Source organism: Kitasatospora sp. NPDC002543 (assembly GCF_053594915.1).
This window is the reverse complement of record NZ_JBSFWR010000107.1, coordinates 1-15,086: the sequence shown is the minus strand read 5'-3', so window position 1 is coordinate 15,086 and position 15,086 is coordinate 1. Positions and strand designations below refer to the sequence as shown.

Annotated in this window: 12 protein-coding genes; 7 read left to right on the top strand and 5 right to left on the bottom strand. The window is 73.3% G+C overall.

Going from position 1 to position 15,086, the window contains the following annotated elements:
- Positions 1 to 139 precede the first annotated feature (139 nt).
- Both ACWD4P_RS31730 and ACWD4P_RS31725 read right to left on the bottom strand, forming a co-directional pair.
- Positions 140 to 1,327, bottom strand: a complete 1,188-nt coding sequence (locus tag ACWD4P_RS31730; protein ID WP_359831426.1) for a sensor histidine kinase — start codon at positions 1,325 to 1,327, stop codon at positions 140 to 142.
- 92 nt (positions 1,328 to 1,419) lie between these two features.
- Positions 1,420 to 2,157: a response regulator transcription factor gene (locus ACWD4P_RS31725; protein ID WP_030057574.1), complete on the bottom strand. Its 738-nt coding sequence runs from the start codon at positions 2,155 to 2,157 to the stop codon at positions 1,420 to 1,422.
- 604 nt (positions 2,158 to 2,761) lie between these two features.
- Between ACWD4P_RS31725 and ACWD4P_RS31720 the strand changes: the two genes are divergently transcribed.
- The 4 genes from ACWD4P_RS31720 to ACWD4P_RS31705 all read left to right on the top strand — a co-directional run bounded on the left by ACWD4P_RS31720 (position 2,762) and on the right by ACWD4P_RS31705 (position 8,041).
- Positions 2,762 to 3,499 (top strand): rhomboid-like protein, encoded by a 738-nt coding sequence (locus tag ACWD4P_RS31720; RefSeq protein WP_449782024.1) that lies wholly within the window; start codon positions 2,762 to 2,764, stop codon positions 3,497 to 3,499.
- Between the two features lie 216 nt (positions 3,500 to 3,715).
- Positions 3,716 to 6,115, top strand: a complete 2,400-nt coding sequence (gene lon, locus ACWD4P_RS31715; RefSeq protein ID WP_359828096.1) for an endopeptidase La — start codon at positions 3,716 to 3,718, stop codon at positions 6,113 to 6,115.
- Between the two features lie 144 nt (positions 6,116 to 6,259).
- Positions 6,260 to 6,814: a GtrA family protein gene (locus ACWD4P_RS31710; RefSeq protein ID WP_359828095.1), complete on the top strand. Its 555-nt coding sequence runs from the start codon at positions 6,260 to 6,262 to the stop codon at positions 6,812 to 6,814.
- Positions 6,815 to 6,832: 18 nt separating this feature from the next.
- Positions 6,833 to 8,041 carry an ROK family protein gene (locus ACWD4P_RS31705; protein WP_359828094.1) on the top strand — a complete coding sequence of 403 codons (1,209 nt, stop codon included), beginning with the start codon at positions 6,833 to 6,835 and terminating at the stop codon, positions 8,039 to 8,041.
- Between the two features lie 80 nt (positions 8,042 to 8,121).
- On the opposite strand, the gene ACWD4P_RS31700 is transcribed toward ACWD4P_RS31705, so the two are convergent.
- Complete coding sequence (locus ACWD4P_RS31700) at positions 8,122 to 9,174, bottom strand: ABC transporter permease (RefSeq protein ID WP_359828093.1); 1,053 nt, start codon at positions 9,172 to 9,174, stop codon at positions 8,122 to 8,124.
- Positions 9,175 to 9,300: 126 nt separating this feature from the next.
- Between ACWD4P_RS31700 and ACWD4P_RS31695 the strand changes: the two genes are divergently transcribed.
- Complete coding sequence (locus ACWD4P_RS31695) at positions 9,301 to 9,750, top strand: MarR family winged helix-turn-helix transcriptional regulator (protein ID WP_359828092.1); 450 nt, start codon at positions 9,301 to 9,303, stop codon at positions 9,748 to 9,750.
- 167 nt (positions 9,751 to 9,917) lie between these two features.
- The gene (locus ACWD4P_RS31690; RefSeq protein WP_359828090.1) at positions 9,918 to 11,474 is read left to right on the top strand and encodes an MDR family MFS transporter; all 1,557 of its coding nucleotides are present in this window, start codon (positions 9,918 to 9,920) and stop codon (positions 11,472 to 11,474) included.
- Between the two features lie 103 nt (positions 11,475 to 11,577).
- On the opposite strand, the gene ACWD4P_RS31685 is transcribed toward ACWD4P_RS31690, so the two are convergent.
- Together ACWD4P_RS31685 and ACWD4P_RS31680 are read right to left on the bottom strand one after the other, a co-directional pair.
- Positions 11,578 to 11,829, bottom strand: coding sequence for a hypothetical protein (locus ACWD4P_RS31685; protein ID WP_359828089.1), 252 nt, complete (start codon positions 11,827 to 11,829; stop codon positions 11,578 to 11,580).
- A gap of 26 nt (positions 11,830 to 11,855) precedes the next feature.
- Entirely contained in the window at positions 11,856 to 13,040 is a 1,185-nt protein-coding gene (locus tag ACWD4P_RS31680; protein WP_359828087.1) for an inorganic phosphate transporter, read from the bottom strand.
- Positions 13,041 to 13,377: 337 nt separating this feature from the next.
- On the opposite strand from ACWD4P_RS31680, the gene ACWD4P_RS31675 reads away from it, so the two are divergent.
- The gene (locus ACWD4P_RS31675) at positions 13,378 to 14,922 is read left to right on the top strand and encodes a C40 family peptidase (protein WP_449782023.1); all 1,545 of its coding nucleotides are present in this window, start codon (positions 13,378 to 13,380) and stop codon (positions 14,920 to 14,922) included.
- Positions 14,923 to 15,086: the final 164 nt, after the last annotated feature.

The following is a 15,086-nucleotide window of genomic DNA, read 5'->3' as shown; positions in this document are numbered from 1 at the left end:
CCAGGCGTCGCCCAGATCACAGTGCTGACCTGCACTTTGGCTGAAAAAGTGCGTTAGAAAGCCGCATCTGAGGGGAACCGATCGGTGCCGAACAGGGCTCATACCCGGACCAAAGCGGACAAAAACTCGGTCGAATCCTTTAATGATCTTCGTATGCGCCTGTGTCGGATCTGTGACAAATGTCCCGACCTTCGCCGTGCCGCTGTCCGGGCAGCCTGACCTCGATCCGGCAGCCGCGCGGGGACTCGGCCACCGCGATCCGGCCCCCGTGCAGGTCGACCGCCCAGCGGGCGATGGCCAGGCCCAGCCCGGTGCCGCCGTCCGAGCCCGGTCCGGCGGCGGTCGCGGTGCCGCTGCGGCCGAACCGTTCGAAGACCCGGGTGCGGTCGGCCGCCGGGATGCCGGGGCCCTCGTCCTCGACCTCCAGCAGCAGGCCGCCCGGATCGCCCTCCGGCCTCGCCCGCACCGTCACGGTGCCGCCGGGCGGGGAGTGCTTGCAGGCGTTGTCGACCAGGTTGGCGACCACCTGGTGGAGCCGCTCCGGGTCCGCCACGCCGGTCAGGCCGGTCGGGCTGACCTCCAGGGCCAGCCGGACGTCCCCGCGCCGGGAGAAGGCGCCGCCGGCCGTCGCGCCGTCCACGGTGACCCCGCGCAGCACGCCGTCCAGGAACTCGCGCACCTCGAAGGGGCGGGCGTCCAGGTCGACCACGCCGTCGTCGATCTTGGAGAGGTCGAGCAGGTGGGTGACCAGCCGGCCGAGCCGCTCGGTCTGCTCCAGCGCCGCCTCCAGGGTCGCCGGATTGGGCTGGACGACGCCGTCCACCACGTTCTCCAGGACGGCGCGCAGCGCGGCGATGGGCGTGCGCAGTTCGTGCGAGACGTTGGCGACCAGCTCCCGCCGGTGCCGGTCGGCGGCCTGGAGGTCGGCGGCCATGGCGTTGAAGGCGGCGGCCAGCTCGCCGATCTCGTCGCGCGAGGCCGCCTCGACCCGGCGGCTGTAGTCGCCGGAGGCCATCGCCCGGGCGGCGGCCGTCATCTCGCGCAGGGGGGCGGTCAGCCCGTGCGCGAGGAACTGCATGAAGAGCAGCGAGGCGATCATGGAGAAGACCATGATGATCCGGATCTGGGTCTCGGACCGGATCGCCACGACCACCATCCCGGTGGCCAGGAACACGGAGACGATCACGAGCAGGGTGAGCTTGCCCTTGATCGAGCGGACCGGGTCGAGCGGCCGGATGTCGGCCCACACCCGGCGGGCGGCGCGGGCGGCCAGGTTCTGCGGCCGCGTGCCGTCGGATTCCCCGTTGCGTTGCTGTGGAAAGGTCATGGTCCCCTGTGGTCCCCGCGTCGTCTCCCCGCGCGGTGGCGCGGCGTCGTCCGGGACGCGGGCCCCCCGGTGGCCCGTCGCCCGCGACGACGTCAGGAGAGCGGGGCCTCCAGCGCGTAGCCGACGCCGTGGACGGTGCGGATCCAGCTGGCGCCGATCTTCCGGCGCAGCGCCTTGACGTGGCTGTCCACGGTGCGGGTGCCGGACGCGTCGGTCCAGTCCCAGACCTCGGCCAGCAGCTGCTCGCGGGTGAGCACGGCGCGCGGCTGGGCGGCCAGGCAGGCGAGCAGGTCGAACTCGGTCGGCGTCAGGTGGACGTCGCCCGAGGCCAGCCGGACCCTGCGCTGCACGTGGTCGATCTCCAGCTCGCCGAACCGCAGGCTGCCCAGCGCGGGCGTGCGGGCGGCCTGCTGGGCGCGCTCGACGCGGCGCAGCAGGACGTTGACGCGGGCGGCGAGCTCGCGCATCGAGAACGGCTTGGTCATGTAGTCGTCCGCGCCCACGCCGAGGCCGACCAGCAGGTCCGTCTCGTCGTCGCGGGCGGTCAGCATCAGCACCGGCACCGGGCGCTGGGCCTGGATCCGGCGGCACACCTCGAGGCCGTCGAAGCCGGGCAGCATGATGTCGAGGACCACCAGGTCCGGCTGCCAGGTGTGGAAGCCGTCGACCGCGCCGGGGCCGTCGTGGGCCACGGCGACCTTGAAGCCCTCGGCGCCCAGCCGGGCGGCGATCGACTCGGCGATCGTGGGCTCGTCCTCCACCACCAGGACTCTGCGCTGGCTGCTCACAGTGCCACCGGTGTTGTGGTTGTCCTGCTGAATCTCTGTCACGGTCACGCCACCGCCCCCAGGGCTGCGGGCCGGCCACCTGTGGGGATGGCGGGCTCCGCTCGTAGTCTTGTTCCGTCGTGGACTGTGCCGGGTCCGCCGTCCCGTCGCGCGATCGGGAGCCGAGGACGGATGGTCGGCCGCCCACTTCTCCCGCGCACTTCGCAGCGTACGGACAGCGGATGCTTCCCGGCAGGTGGACCGGATGTTTCCGGCCCGTGGGCCGGCTGTCGGGCCGCCCTCGGACCCACTGCACGAGTGGGCACGGGCCGATACCTTACCCGGCGAATTTTCTCTGCGTAACGGTACGTATGCAGTCGAGTTGACGCCAAGTCGCCGGTCAGAGGCCCTGCTGTCGCGTTGATGGGGAGAAGGTCTGGACCAATGTCGGGAATCCCGCGGTCCATCACGGGGGCGGTCTTCACGGGCTTCTCCCAGGTGCCTCTCAGAACCTCGACGTACCGTGGCCACGACAACATCCGGCCGGGCGGGATCCGCGGCGCGCGCCGGTACGTTGGGCCCAGGGCGGGAGCCGGTGGCTGTGGCGTGGAGCGGAGGCGGCGTGGCGGGTCTCGGGCGGTTTGCCGACGGGCGCGGTGCTCCGGGGGTGCCGTACGGAATGCTCCGGCTCGGGCTGCGCACGGGCGTCCTGGAATGGCTGCTGGAACGGGTGCCGACGCCCCGCGGAACGCCCTTCACACTCGGATACCTCGCCGTCGTGGGAGCCACCACGACCTTCGCGAACCTCGCCGATCCGGAACTCGTCCAGCGTTTGCGGGAGGCCTCCAGTTCGGACGGCCACAACCTGCTCCAGCATCCTTTGCGCGCCCTTGTGCTGAGCGGATTCTGGGTGGCCGGCGAGGTGTGGGTGCCGTACCTGTGGGGATTCGCCCTCACCCTCGCCCCGCTGGAGCGCAGGGTCGGCCCGGCCCGGGCCGCGGCGGTGTTCGCGGCCGGGCACGTCGCGGCGACGCTGCTCTCCCAGGGGGTGGTGATCGTCGCGGTGGAGACCGGGCGGATGGCGCCCGAGGCGATGGACCACCTGGACGTCGGGGTCAGCTACGGCGTGCTCGCCTGCCTGGGCGCGGTGGCCGGGCTGCTCCCCCGGCCGGGGAGACTGCTCGCGCTGGGGGGTGTCGGGCTGATGATCGCCCAGCAGATCGCCACCGACGAGGACGTGATCACCGGGGTGGGGCACCCGGCGGCCGTGCTCACCGGGGTCGCGCTGTGGCGCTGGCTGCGCCGGGTCGAGCGGCGCCCGCCCAGGTCGCGCCGGGCCGCCGCGACGGCTCCCGCGACGGCTCCCGGTGCGGCGTCCGCGCGGGTGGTGCGGCCGGCGCGTTGACGCCGTCGCCCGGCCGGGGCGTTCCGGGCGGCCGGGGCGTTCGCTCAGGATCATTTAAGGCGCGCTTGGTGTTCTCTTAGGGCTCTTTTGACGCGGTCGGGTGCGGTGCCTTCCTCGTCGGGGCGTGTTCGCTCACAGCGAACTGGACGCCGGGAACATCCGGCGGTCGCCAGGCCTTAGTCAGGTCGACTCAAGTTCGCTGACTGGGGAGAGATCATGGCATCGACGTCCGCACCGCTCACCCTGCCCGTGCTGCCGCTCGACGACGAGGTCGTCCTGCCGGGCATGGTCGTCCCGCTGGACCTGAAGGACACCGAGGTGCGCGCCGCGGTCGAGGCCGCCCGGGCCGCCGCCACCGGCACCGGCAAGCCGCAGGTCCTGCTGGTTCCGCGGGTGGACGGCTCGTACGCTGCGGTCGGCACGCTGGCCACCGTGGAGCAGGTCGGCCGGCTCGCCGACGGCGACCCGGCCGCGCTGGTGCGCGCCGTGCGCCGGGCCCGCATCGGCGTCGGCACCACCGGCCCCGGCGCCGCGCTGTGGGTGGAGACCACGCCGTTCAAGGAGTCCTCGGTCGGCATGCCCGTGGCCGGCCGGGCCGCCGAGCTGGTCAAGGAGTACAAGGCGCTGTCCACCCAGTGGCTGCGCAGGCGCGGGGCCTGGCAGATCGTCGACCGGGTGGCGCAGATCGAGGGCGTCGGCGAGCTCGCCGACAACATCGGCTACGCGCCCTTCGCCACCGCCGAGCAGAAGCTCAAGGTGCTGCTGGAGGCCGACCAGGTCGCCCGCCTGGAGTACGCGCTCACCCTGCTGCGCGACCACCTCGCCGAGGAGGAGGTCAACGACACCATCCGCAAGGACGTCGAGGAGGGCGTGGCCAAGCAGCAGAAGGAGTTCCTGCTCCGCCGCCAGCTGGAGGCCGTCCGCAAGGAGCTGGCCGAGCTGAACGGCGAGGCGGCCGACGAAGAGGGGGACTACCGCGCCCGGGTCGAGGCCGCCGACCTCCCCGAGAAGGTCCGCGAGGCCGCGCTCAAGGAGGTCGACAAGCTGGAGCGCGCGTCCGACCAGTCGCCCGAGGGCTCCTGGATCCGCACCTGGCTGGACACCGTCCTGGAGCTGCCCTGGAACGAGCGCACCGAGGACGCGTACGACATCGCCGGTGCCCGCGCGGTGCTGGACGCCGACCACGCCGGCCTGGCCGACGTGAAGGAGCGGATCGTCGAGTACCTGGCCGTCCGCAAGCGCCGCGCCGACCAGGGGCTCGGCCTGGTCGGCGGCCGTCGAGGGGGCGCGGTGCTCGCCCTGGTCGGCCCGCCCGGTGTCGGCAAGACCTCGCTCGGCGAGTCGGTGGCCCACGCCATGGGCCGCAAGTTCGTCCGGGTCGCGCTCGGCGGCGTCCGGGACGAGGCGGAGATCCGCGGCCACCGGCGCACCTACGTCGGCGCGCTGCCGGGCCGGCTGGTGCGGGCGATCAAGGAGGCCGGCTCGATGAACCCGGTCGTCCTGCTGGACGAGATCGACAAGGTCGGCTCCGACTACCGGGGGGACCCGTCCGCAGCCCTGCTGGAGGTGCTCGACCCGGCGCAGAACCACACCTTCCGGGACCACTACCTGGAGGTCGAGCTCGACCTCTCCGACGTCGTCTTCCTCGCCACCGCCAACGTGCTGGAGGCCATCCCCGAGCCGCTGCTCGACCGGATGGAGCTGGTCCGGCTGGACGGCTACACCGAGGACGAGAAGGTCGTCATCGCCCGCGACCACCTGCTCCCGCGCCAGCTGGAGAAGGCCGGACTCGGCGACGGGCAGGTCACCGTGGACGAACCGGCGCTGCGCAGGCTCGCCGGGGAGTACACCCGGGAGGCCGGCGTGCGCACCCTGGAGCGCTCGATCGCCCGGGTGCTGCGCAAGATCGCCGCACAGGCCGAGCTGGGCGAGCGCGAGCTGCCCGCCGCGGTCGGCGCGGACGACCTGCGCGCCCTGATCGGCCGCCCGCACCACGTGCCGGAGTCCGCCCAGGAACCGGCCGAGCGGCGCACCGCCGTCCCCGGCGTGGCCACCGGCCTCGCGGTGACGGGCGCCGGCGGCGACGTCCTCTACATCGAGGCCTCGCTGGCCGACGCCGAGACCGGCGGCACCGGGCTGACCCTCACCGGGCAGCTGGGCGACGTCATGAAGGAGTCCGCGCACATCGCGCTCTCCTACCTGCGCTCGCGCGGCGCCGAGCTGGAGCTGCCGGTCACCTCGCTGCGCGACCGCGGCGTGCACCTGCACATCCCGGCCGGGGCCATCCCCAAGGACGGGCCGAGCGCCGGCATCACCATGACCACGGCGCTGGCCTCGCTGCTCTCCGGCCGCAAGGTGCGCACCGACGTGGCGATGACGGGCGAGGTGTCGCTGACCGGGCGGGTCCTGCCGATCGGCGGGCTGAAGCAGAAGCTGCTCGCCGCCGACCGGGCCGGGATCACCACGGTGATCATCCCCAGGCGCAACGAGGCCGACCTCGACGACGTCCCGGCCGAGGTGCTGGAGCGGCTCACCGTCCACCCGGTGGCGGACGTCCGGGAGGTGCTGGAGCTGGCGCTGGAGCCGGCCGGGGCCGCGGTGCTGGTGGCCGCCTGACCCGCCGTCCCGGGTCGCCCGCACGGGCCGACCCGGGACGGCCTCGGGGGCTCCCGGGGCTCCCGAGCCGTGGCGGCGGAACGGCCCGGGAGCCCACCGGCGATCTGAACGGCCGACGGCATCCCCGCGTGCGAGACTGCGGAGATGCCGTCCCCCACGCAGCGGGCCCTGGCCCGGGTGCCCGCCCGGCTGCGCCCCTTCCTGGTGCGGCACCGCCGGCTGGTGAAGTTCCTGCTGGTCGGGAGCGGCTGCTTCGTGCTCACCACGGTGATCAACTTCGAGCTCAGGTTCACCGTGCTGGAGCACAAGCCCGTGGTCGCGCTGACGGTCGCGACGGTGATCGGCACCGTCGTCTCCTACGTGCTGAACCGCCGCTGGGCGTTCCGGGCCGACGGGCGGCAGCGCGCCGCGCTGACGTTCCTCCTGGTCAGCGTGGTGGCGATCGCCGTCAACGACGTCCCGCTGGTGGTCTCCCGGTACCTGCTGGACCTGCGGGAGCCCTACATCGGCTCCTTCCAGCAGGAGGTCGCGGACTTCCTGAGCGGGATGGTCGTCGGCACCTTCGTGGCGATGCTGTTCCGCTACTGGGCGATACGGCGGTGGGTCTTCCCGCCGCCCGCCGGACCGCCCCCGGTGCCGACGGCGGTGCCCCCGGAACCCGGTTACGCTGCACCCGAGATGCCACGGGATGTGCCGTAGAGGGGCGAGGTGAGCCTGATGCACGAGCCGGACCCGGTCCGGACCGGGCCCGCCAGCCAGCAGGGGATGCGCAGGGCCAACCTGGCGCTGGTGCTCGGGACGATCGCCGGCGGGCCGCGCTCGCGCGCCGAGGTGGCCGCCGGCACCGGCCTGACCAGGGCGGCCGTCTCCTCGCTCGCCGAACAGCTGATCTCCGCCGGCCTGGTGGTCGAGGAGGGCCGCGCCGCGCCCAGCGGCAAGGTCGGCCGCCCCGGCACCGCGCTCGGCCTCAACCCGGCCGGGCCCGGCGGCCTCGGCGCCGAGATCGGGGTGCGGCACCTGGGCGCCTGCGTGGTCGACCTGCGCGGGGAGGTCCGCGCCTGGCGGCGCCGGGAGGTCTCCAACCACGGCCGTGAGCCCGCCGCCGTGATGGCCGACCTCGCCCGGCTGCTGGACGAAACCGTCGCCGAGGCGGGGCTGCGCCCGGCAGGCCTCACCCTGGCCGTACCCGGGCTGGTCGGCGCCTGCGGCGGGGTGCTCCAGCGGGCCGCCAACCTGGGCTGGCAGGACGTCCCGCTGGCCGCCGCGCTGCGCCCCGCGCTGCGGACGGCCGGGGGAGGCCTGGCCGAGCTGCCGATCGAGGCGGACAACGAGGCCAACCTCGGCGGACTGGCCGAGCGCTGGCTGGGCGAGGGCCCGGAGGACTTCCTGTACGTCTCCGCCGAGGCCGGGGTCGGCGCGGCGATCGTGGTCGGCGGCCGGCTGCTGCGCGGGGCCGGCGGCTTCGCCGGCGAGTTCGGCCACGTGCCGGTCCACCCCGACGGGCTCCGCTGCGCCTGCGGGGCACGGGGCTGCCTGGAGCAGTACGCGGGCGAGGCGGCGGCCCTGCGGGCGGCCGGCCTGACCGGGGCCCGGGGCGACTGGGTGGCGCTGCTCGCCGACCGCGCCGAAGCCGGGAACGGGGCCGCGCTCGGAGCGCTGGCCGGGGCGGGTGCGGCGCTCGGCACCGCGGCCGCCGGCGCCGTCAACCTGCTGGACCCGGCCCGGGTGGTGCTGGGCGGCGGCTACGCCCGGCTGGCGCCCTGGCTGCTGCCCGCGATGCGGGCCGAGCTGGCCGCCCGGGTGACGGTGCGGCCGTGGTCCGGGGACCGGCTGACGGTCTCCCCGCTGGGCCGCCGGGGCCCGCTGCTGGGCGCGGCGGTGCGGGTCGTCCGGGCCGTTCTGGCCGACCCGGGGCTGCTCGGGTAGGCGCTCCCCGGGCCCCGGGGAACGCCCGAGCCCCCGGCCGGTGGGGCCGGGGGCTCGGTACGGCGATCGGTGGCGGAGGCTCAGGCCGCGGCCTCGGCCTCGCCGGCGACCAGCTCGCGGCCGCCGGAGCGCGGGCCGCGCAGCACGGCCAGCAGGGCGACGCCGATGCCGATCAGCGCCCAGACGACCATGACCAGGATCGGCAGCCCCAGGTTGGTGGAGCCGAAGTAGGCGATCGACTTGGTGGCGGTGGTGCCGGCCCCGTTCGGGATCCAGGAGCCGATCGCCCGCCAGAACGGCGGCGTCATCGGCGCCGGGTAGACGCCGCCCGCGCTCGGGTTGCCGAGCACCACGAAGATCAGCACGGCGACGCCGATGCCGAGGATGTCGAACAGGCACTGGAGCGCCATGGTGAACGCGCCGACCGTGAACACCACCAGGGCGCCGATGGCGCTCAGGGCGAGGACCGAGCCCGGCAGGGCGTTCAGCACCGGTCCGGCGATCACCGTGCCGAGGACACCGGCCCCGACCGAGTACACCGCGAGGACGCCGAGGCGGATCAGCAGGCGGTTGACGTTGGCCGGCTTGGAGCCCGCGCTGATGCCGAGGATCGAGGCGACCAGGTAGCCGCCGACGCACCAGCCGATCACCAGGTAGAAGGCGGAGAGGCCGTTGTTGTCGCCCTTGGCGAGCGGCACGACGTCCTGGACCTTGACCGTGCGGCCCTGGCTCTGGTCGATCGCGGTGGTGATGCTCTCGGCGGCCTTGGCGGCGGCGGTGCCGCGGGCGCTGCCGACCAGCAGGGTGTCCTGGGTGGAGGTCGGGTCCACGACCAGCGCGGCGTAGAGCTTCTGGTCCTTGATCTGCTGGGTCGCCGTCTCGGCGTCGGGCGCGGTGACGGCGCGGACGGCGTCGTTCGGCACCGACTCCAGCGCGCCGACCAGCTTGGGGGCGACCTGCGGCGGGGCGACCACCGCGATGGAGAGGTTCTGCGGGGTCGGCTTGTGCAGCGCTCCGATGTAGGAGGTGATGAAGCCGAGCTGGAGCAGCAGCACGCCGATCACGAGCAGTGCCGCGCGCGGGGTGACCGCGCTCTTCAGTTCGGCGAGGAAACCCTGCCCCGGGGCTGCCATCCACATCTCCTTGTGTAACGGGGGAAAACGGTACTTCCAGAACCGATACTTCATACCATGAAGTAGTTGGCTTGTCGCACCCCCACGCCGGGCCGTCCGCGGGTGTCGCTGCGCGATACTGGCGCGGTGAGTGACGAGGAATCCCTGGTGGCGGTGGAGCGCGAGGTCGCGCTGATGTTCCGGCGGGGCCGGGCCAGAGTGGCGGAACTCTCACGGCGGGTGCACCCCGGGCTGGAGGGGATGGCCTACAGCCTGCTCGCCTACATCGAGCAGGCCGGGCCGGTGCGGGTGACCGACGTCGGCGTGCACTTCTCGATCGGCAAGGCGACGGTGAGCCGGCAGGTCCGGACGCTGGAGGAGCTGGGCCTGGTGGCCCGGGAGACGGACCCGCTGGACCGCCGGTCCGCGCTGGTCTCGCTCACCGAGGACGGGCGGCGGCGCTACCTGGCCGCGCACGACGTCCGGATGCGCCGGGTGCGCGAGGTGATGGGGGGCTGGTCGCCGGAGGACGTGACCCGCTTCGCGGAGCTGCTGCACCGCTTCAACGACGTGCTGGAGGAGCCGCCGACCGACTGACCGGGCGGTCGGCGGCGGCGTGGCCGGGCCCCGGGCAGGGGCTTCGGCGGCGGACTTTACTTTCCCTTGAAGAAAGTTGCCTTATTCAACCATCTGGTCTTATGGTTGCTTACGGCAACGAAATTTCATGATCCGCGTATCCCGCGCGCACCCGCCGAAGGACCCAGATGACCGTGACCACCGAGGCCGCGAGCGGAACCGCCGCCGCGACCGACAGTCAACAGATGACGCACCGCCAGGTGATGGAGGCGCTCTCCGGCCTGCTGCTCGGCCTGTTCGTGGCCGTGCTCTCCTCGACCGTCGTCTCCAACGCCCTGCCGCACATCCTGGCCGACCTGCACGGCGGCCAGTCCGCGTACACCTGGGTCATCACCGCGGCCCTGCTCACCCTCACCGCCTCCACCCCGATCTGGGGCAAGCTCTCCGACCTCGTCAGCAAGAAGCTGCTGCTGCAGATCGCCCTGCTGATCTACATCGGCACCTCGGCGCTGGCCGGCCTCTCGCAGAACACCGGCGAGCTGATCGCCTGCCGCGCGCTCCAGGGCATCGGCGCCGGCGGTGTCGTGGCGCTCGGCCAGATCTGCCTGGCCGCGATGGTCCCGGCGCGCGAGCGCGGCCGGTACAGCGGCTACTTCGGCGCGGTCTTCGCGCTCGCCACCATCGGCGGCCCGCTGATCGGCGGCGTCATCGTGGACACCTCCTGGCTCGGCTGGCGCTGGTGCTTCTACGTCGGCATCCCGTTCGCGCTGGTCGCCATCCTGGTGGTGCAGCGCACCCTCAAGCTGCCGGTGGTCAAGCGCAAGGCGAAGATCGACTACCTGGGCGCGCTGGTCATCACCGCCTCGGTCAGCCTGCTGATGATCTGGATCACCCTGGCCGGCAAGAACTACGCCTGGGTGTCCTGGCAGACCGCGGCCATGGTCGGCGGCGGACTGGTGCTGGGCGCCCTGGCCGTTGTGGTCGAGCGCCGCGCCGCAGAGCCGATCATCCCGCCGAGCCTCTTCAAGTACCGCACCGTCACCCTGGCCGCGCTGGCCAGCGTGCTGGTCGGCGTCGGGATGTACGGCGCGACCACCTTCCTCAGCCAGTACTTCCAGCTGGCCCGCGCCAAGTCCCCGACCATGGCCGGCCTGATGACCCTGCCGATGATCCTCGGCCTGGCGGTCTCCTCCGCGGTGGCCGGCCGACTGATCACCAAGTACGGCAAGTGGAAGGCCTACCTGGTCTCCGGCACCGCGCTGCTCGCCGTCGGCTTCGGCCTGCTGGGCACCGCCCGGGCCGACACCAGCTACGTGCTGCTCTCCGTCTACATGGCGATCACCGGCGTCGGCCTCGGCCTGACCAGCCAGAACCTGGTGCTCGCGGTGCAGAACACGGTGCCCCGCAACGAGCTCGGCGCGGCCAGCTCGGTGGTCACCTTCTTCCGCACCATGGGCGGCGCGATGGGCGTCTCCGCGCTCGGCGCGCTGATGTCCAACAAGGTCGCCCACTACCTGGCCGAGAACCTGGCCGCCGCGCACATCCCGGCGTCGCCCGCGGCCTCCGGCGGCGGCATCCCGGACCTGGCCAAGCTGCCGGCCCCGATCGTGCCGCTGGTGACGGACGCCTTCGGCCACGGCGTCGGCACCATCTTCCTGTGGGCCGCCCCGTTCGCGGCGCTGGCCTTCGTCACGGTGCTCTTCATCCGGGAGACCGCGCTGAAGACCACCACCCAGGAGGGCTGACCGGCCGGCGGGCCGACCGCGGCCGGGATACGCCGAAGGGCCGGGGAGTGCGGAGACACTCCCCGGCCCCTCGTGCCGCGTACGGCCGCCCGGGCGACCGGGGCTAGTGGCCGGCGATCAGCGACAGCCCGTAGAGGACGGCGCCGCCGCACAGCGCGAAGCAGGTGTACGCGCCGACCAGGGCGAGCCTGCCGCCGCCCGGGGCCGCCGCGGCGCCCTCCCGCGCACCGGCGCCGGCCGCGGCCTCGCGGCGGGACAGCGCCAGGATGCCGAGGGCGAAGACGGCGACCACGGCGAGGGTGACGCCGAAGCTGATCCCGGCGGTCTGGGCCAGGGCGTTCCACTTGATGTGCATGGTGAGTGCTCCTCAGCCTGCGGCGCTCAGGCCGCGACCGTGGTCGAGGCGGGGGTGGGGGCGGGGGCGTTCGTGGCACCGGCCGGTGCGACCTCGACCGGAGTGACGTCGACGTCGTTGACGTTGTCCGCGCCGACCGGCTGGCGGCGGGAGATCAGCCACATCGCCGCGGAGCCGGCCACCAGCACGGCGCCGACCAGGGCGATGCCCCAGTTGCCCTGCTCGGCCAGCAGGGCCGCGCCGCCGGAGACCACCGCGGCGGCCGGCAGGGTCAGGCCCCAGGTGTAGACCATGCGGCGGACCAGGCTCCAGCGCAGCTCGCCCTTCGGGCCGCCGAGGCCGGCGCCCATGATGCCGCCGGAGCAGACCTGGGTGGTGGAGAGGCCGAAGCCCATGTGCGAGGAGGTCAGGATGACGGTCGCGGCGGCCGACTCGGAGGCGAAGCCCTGGGGCGGGCGGATGTCCGCCAGGCCCTTGCCCATCGAGCGGATGATCCGCCAGCCGCCCATGTAGGTGCCGAGCGCGATCGCGGCACCCGCGGAGACGACCACCCAGGTGGGGGGCAGCGCGCCGTGCGGCAGGGCGCCGACCGAGACCAGGGTGAGGGTGATGATGCCCATCGTCTTCTGGGCGTCGTTGGTGCCGTGCGCGAGCGAGATCAGCGAGGAGGAGAAGACCTGGCCGGTCTTGAAGCCCTTCTCGGTGGTCGCGGTGTTGCCCTTGCGGGTGATCGCGTAGGCCAGCTTGGTGGCGCCCCACGAGGCGAGTCCGGCGACGAACGGCGACGCGACGGCGGGGATGAGGATCTTGGTGACCACGGTGTCGAAGTTGACGCCGTTCATGCCGACGCCGACGATCGTGGCGCCGATCAGGCCGCCGTACAGGGCGTGCGAGGAACTGGACGGCAGTCCGCGCAGCCAGGTCAGCAGGTTCCAGAGGATCGCGCCGGCCAGTGCGGCGAAGATGATCTCGGGGTGGACTCCGGCCTTCTCGTTGACGATGCCGCCGGAGATGGTGGTGGCGACCTTCACGGAGAGGAACGCACCCGCGAAGTTGAGCAGGGCCGCGATGGTGACCGCGACCTTCGGACGAAGGGCCCCGGTCGCGATCGCGGTGGCGGCCGCGTTGGCGGTGTCGTGGAACCCGTTGGTGAAGTCGAAGGCGAGCGCCGTGATGATCACAACGGCCACCAGGAACGAGATGTGTTCCATACCCAAACAATCGTCTTAGTTGTCGCACGGACGTTGATGACGTCGCGACCGTAGGTCTGCTTGGTAAACGGAAGGTGAACTGGGCCGGGAATCGTGGTTCCGATGGTTGACTCGCGGTAACCGGCATCTTTCATCAGGGTGACCCGGAGCGCGCTGAACTGGACTTAAGCGAAGAACATGCCGGTTCGACCCGGTTTGCTGAGAGCTGTCTCACAGATCAATCGAGAATTAACCTCCTGGTCCGCGCGCACCCTGTTTCCGGTGAGTAACCCGTGGGAGGATCTGCGGGATCCGGGAAGCCGGGACAGGGGCAGTGCGCGGCGGGGAGGACCAGGCCATGGGCGGGGCGGGACAGAGAGCGGAGACGGCAGGCGTACGGCCCTGGGTCCGGGCGGCGCTGCGCTGCGGAGCCGTCCTCGCGGCCGCGGCACTCGCGCTGCCGATGGGCGCTCAGGCCGCCTGGGCCGCCCCCGACCCGGGCGCCGGGCAGGTCGTCGCCGGCGCGGACCCGCTCGCCGCCGCCAAGGCCACCCTCGGCCCGCTGCTCGACCAGCTGCACGCGCTCTACCAGGGCGCCGAGGCCGCCACCGAGCAGTACAACGGCGCCGTCGCCAAGGCGGCGGAGCAGCAGACCTCGCTCACCGACCTCCAGGGCCGGATGGACCGCCAGCAGAAGCAGGTCGACGCCGGCACCGACATCGCCTCGCAGCTCGCCGCCGCGCAGTACCGCAACGGCGCCACCTCGGCCTACGCCGAACTGCTGCTCTCCAAGGACCCGTACGAGGCGGTCGTCATCGCCGAGCTGCTGGCGTCGGCCAGCCGCTCGCAGTCGGAGTTCCTGGACCGGCTGAAGGGTGACCGGGACGCGCTGGACGGGCTGAAGAAGCAGACCGAGGAGGCGCTGAAGAGCTCCCAGGCGCTGGTCGTCCAGCAGGACGCGGCCAAGGCCAAGGCCGCCGCCGACCTCGCCGCCGTCGAGCAGATGGTCTCCTCCCTGACCGGCGCCCAGCGGACCGAACTGGAGCAGCTGGAGAAGGCCAAGGCGGACGAGGCGCAGCTCGCGTTCCTCGCCACCGGGGCGCTCGGCAAGGGCGAGCGCACGCCCTCCGTGCAGGGACGCGCGGCCATAGCCTTCGCGCTGGCGCAGCTGACCAAGCCGTACCTGTGGGGCGGCACCGGCCCGGACGCCTACGACTGCTCCGGCCTCACCTCGCAGGCCTGGCTGCACGCCGGCCGGCCGATCCCGCGCACCAGCCAGGAGCAGTGGGCGCAGCTGCCGCACGTGCCGCTCAACCAGATGCGGCCCGGCGACCTGGTGGTCTACTTCCAGGACGCCTCGCACGTCGGGATGTACATCGGTGGCGGGCTGATCGTGCAGGCGCCGCGGCCCGGGGCGTTCATCAAGATCTCGCCGGTCGCCTCGATGCCGATCCTCGGAGCCGTCCGGCCGGACCCGTCCGGCGCCGCGGACGAGGCCGGCGGCGCCTGGAAGGTGCCCGACCTCCCGGCGGGCTGGGACACCGTCACGCCGATCGTGCCCAGCCCGGCCGCCCCGGCGCCGGCCCCGTCCAACCCGGGCGGCGCGGTGACGCCGCCGGCCGTGCCGGAGACGCCGGGCACGCCCACCGACCCGGGCACGCCGTCCGGCACCGGAACGCCGTCGACCCCGGGCACGCCGTCGGGCACCGGCACCCCCGCGCCGACCCCGACCGGGACGCCGGGCACCCCGACCCCGACCGACACCCCCGGGACGCCCGCGCCGACCGGCACCGGGAGCCCGACGGGGACCCCTGCCGGGACGCCGAGCGGCACGGGCTCGGCGAGCGCCACGGCGGCGGGCAGCGCCACGGCCACGCACCCGCTGGGCACGCCGACGCACTGATCGGGCCGTGGCCGGTCGGGCCGTACCGATCGGGTCGTGAACGAGGAGGCCGCCCCGCGTCACCGGACGCGGGGCGGTCGGCGCAGAACCTCAACCTCTCGGTCATCAGCGTCCCGACCGTCGGCATCAACGCCACCGTCACCCCCGGCAGCGTCACCGCCGGC

What these genes read in the sequence shown, in the direction of transcription:
- ACWD4P_RS31705 (WP_359828094.1), top strand. Translation starts at nt 6,833, where the DNA reads ATGCACGAGCCGGACCCGGTCCGGACCGGGCCCGCCAGCCAGCAGGGG.
- lon (WP_359828096.1), top strand. Translation starts at nt 3,716, where the DNA reads ATGGCATCGACGTCCGCACCGCTCACCCTGCCCGTGCTGCCGCTCGAC.
- ACWD4P_RS31685 (WP_359828089.1), bottom strand. Translation starts at nt 11,829, where the DNA reads ATGCACATCAAGTGGAACGCCCTGGCCCAGACCGCCGGGATCAGCTTC.
- ACWD4P_RS31690 (WP_359828090.1), top strand. Translation starts at nt 9,918, where the DNA reads ATGACCGTGACCACCGAGGCCGCGAGCGGAACCGCCGCCGCGACCGAC.
- ACWD4P_RS31675 (WP_449782023.1), top strand. Translation starts at nt 13,378, where the DNA reads ATGGGCGGGGCGGGACAGAGAGCGGAGACGGCAGGCGTACGGCCCTGG.
- ACWD4P_RS31700 (WP_359828093.1), bottom strand. Translation starts at nt 9,174, where the DNA reads ATGGCAGCCCCGGGGCAGGGTTTCCTCGCCGAACTGAAGAGCGCGGTC.
- ACWD4P_RS31710 (WP_359828095.1), top strand. Translation starts at nt 6,260, where the DNA reads ATGCCGTCCCCCACGCAGCGGGCCCTGGCCCGGGTGCCCGCCCGGCTG.
- ACWD4P_RS31730 (WP_359831426.1), bottom strand. Translation starts at nt 1,327, where the DNA reads ATGACCTTTCCACAGCAACGCAACGGGGAATCCGACGGCACGCGGCCG.
- ACWD4P_RS31680 (WP_359828087.1), bottom strand. Translation starts at nt 13,040, where the DNA reads ATGGAACACATCTCGTTCCTGGTGGCCGTTGTGATCATCACGGCGCTC.